This window comes from Phenylobacterium sp., assembly GCF_037138395.1.
Lineage (GTDB): Bacteria > Pseudomonadota > Alphaproteobacteria > Caulobacterales > Caulobacteraceae > Phenylobacterium.
The window spans coordinates 1-2259 of sequence record NZ_JBAXIM010000244.1 but is presented as its reverse complement, the minus strand read 5'-3'; the positions used below and the strand labels follow the sequence as shown (position 1 = coordinate 2259).

The window sequence follows — 2259 nt, the reverse complement described above, 5'->3', positions numbered from 1 at the left end:
CGGCATGTAAGGACGACCCGGACGCGCAGGGCGGTTCAGCCAACTGTGAGCCGGCGGCCGCCGACGGCGCCAGCTAAGCTTCCCCGGATAGAATTGTGGCCAGCATCCTGGCCCGGTTCTGACCTGCGAGCAGGGGTTCAGCGGAACACGTCTACCGGAGAGAGCCTCCGGCAGGATGGCTGGCCCGCGGGGAGACGATGGCGGCCGTTGTCGGTGCCAACTTCAGGCAGTATGTTCTACTTTTGTTCTTTTCAAAGCGCCGTCTTTGTGGAACAATTCCATCGGGGCTAAGGATGGAGAGACGGCATGACGCAGGCGCAGAGACGCGCGAACGGCCCCCCCGATGAGTCCATGGAGGCCTTCATGGCCCGAAGGATGCGTGAGGTCACAGGGTTTAGGGGCGGATTTCGGGAAATCGCCCCGGTGCTCGCGCGCACCTTAATGCCGGGCCCGACCGGTCAAGTTGTCGGGGCGGTACTGGAGGCCAGGCGACGGTCGGAAGCGGCGCAGGTTCGGCAGCGGGTCCGGGAAATTGTTCCCGCGCGGCGACCGGCGGCAGCGCCGGTCCGCTCCGTCGCGAAGGTCGCGTCGGCACCGGCGGGCCCGGTGCCAACTGCGCCAAGCCGGGTCGAGACCTGGCTTGACGAGAGCCCGGAGGCCAAGTCGATCGCCGGAGGGCTTGCAAGATGGGGCGCTGTTGGCCCTGGGTTTGCAAGGGGCGCCTGGAGGCTTGTGGAGGATACGGCCGACAGCGCAGCCTTTGGTGCCCGACTGCTTAACGGCTTCGATCCCGACCAACGGGACGCCGCCTGGGAGGATGTCAGCCGGGTCGCAGGCGCTGGCGTCGGTTTCGCCAGGGACGCTGTCTCCGATCCCTCCACTGCGGTCGCCCGGGTGAAGGGGGGACTAGAGGGCTGGGCCGAAGACCTTTCGGTGAAGACCGTTCCCGAGGCGACTCCGGTCGCAGACACCTTCAGGGGCGAGGTTGACCGGCAATTCGGCATCGGCCTCAACCAAGGAGGACTGCTCTTCGACGCCGCCTCCTTCCTCGAGGGCGGAGCCGCAATCAAGGGCCTTTCCCGGATGGGCAAGGTGGCGCGTGGGCTCAAGACCGTGGACCACTATGTCGCCAAGGGCGTATCGCCATCGATCGCCGCTTACTTCGTCGAGCCCTATATCGGAATGGGACATCACTACCTGCCCCGCCGCACACGCCTGCCGGACATTCTCGGCGGAGGGCCGATTCCCCCGGTGATCAGCGAGAGTCCTTTCTTCCTCCTGAAGCCCAAGGGCATCCAGAGGGGGGACATGTATGAACTGCACTACCGGGTCGATCCTGACTTCAACGGCGGGAGGGTCCCGAGGCGTGTCGGCAACGTCAAGGGCTGGAGCGGAAAAAAGCTGGGCTGGGAAAAGGAAGATTCCCTCGGCCAGATCTGGTACGGCGCTCCCGATCCCCTGAAGGCGACGGCGGCCGGAGCTCTCGGAACAGGCCTGGTCGGCTTCGGCGCCTGGGTCGATGAACATGATGGCGAGGAGAGACGCCGATGAAAATGAGGCCTTGGGCGGAGTTCGCCTCGACGCTCCCGAACGACCGGATCGACAGCGAGGATGAGATGGACATCCTCCAGTATCCGGGGAAGCTCCTCTCGGAGACCCTGGCTGGGATCCTCAAGGGGCTTGGCTACGAGATCATCGAACTGATCTGCCTGCACGAACGGGGATGGGAGTTGCTCATCCGGGGCGGACCGAAGGGACGGTCGCGATTCGGTATCCGCGTGACCCAGATCGATAAGTACCTGATCGGCCTGTTCCAGACGAGCTGGTTCCGGACGACCTTCGCACCTCAGCATCCCGATCTTGTCGCGGTGTTGACCCAGCTCGCCGAGGCCATGGCCTCGGCGAGCTGGGTCAACACCGCGACAAGATCGGGATGCTGAGGTGCGAAGGTCGTCCGGAACCAGCTCGTCTGGAACAGGCCGATCAGGTACTTATCGATCTGGGTCACGCGGATACCGAATCGCGACCGTCCCTTCGGTCCGCCCCGGATGAGCAACTCCCATCCCCGTTCGTGCAGGCAGATCAGTTCGATGATCTCGTAGCCAAGCCCCTTGAGGATCCCAGCCAGGGTCTCCGAGAGGAGCTTCCCCGGATACTGGAGGATGTCCATCTCATCCTCGCTGTCGATCCGGTCGTTCGGGAGCGTCGAGGCGAACTCCGCCCAAGGCCTCATTTTCATCGGCGTCTCTCCTCGCCATC

Annotated in this window: 3 protein-coding genes; 2 read left to right on the top strand and 1 reads right to left on the bottom strand. The window is 64.5% G+C overall.

Annotation, left to right across the window (positions count from 1 at the left end):
- The first annotated feature begins 606 nt into the window (after positions 1–606).
- Complete coding sequence (locus WCJ52_RS12820; RefSeq protein WP_336903692.1) at positions 607–1551, top strand: hypothetical protein; 945 nt, start codon at positions 607–609, stop codon at positions 1549–1551.
- Positions 1548–1940, top strand: coding sequence for a hypothetical protein (locus tag WCJ52_RS12815; protein ID WP_336903691.1), 393 nt, complete (start codon positions 1548–1550; stop codon positions 1938–1940). Before WCJ52_RS12820 ends, WCJ52_RS12815 begins: the two co-directional genes overlap by 4 nt.
- Here the strand turns inward: WCJ52_RS12815 and WCJ52_RS12810 are convergent.
- Positions 1847–2239, bottom strand: coding sequence for a hypothetical protein (locus tag WCJ52_RS12810; protein ID WP_336903691.1), 393 nt, complete (start codon positions 2237–2239; stop codon positions 1847–1849). The two genes, WCJ52_RS12815 and WCJ52_RS12810, sit on opposite strands and share 94 nt — an antisense overlap.
- Positions 2240–2259 lie beyond the last annotated feature (20 nt).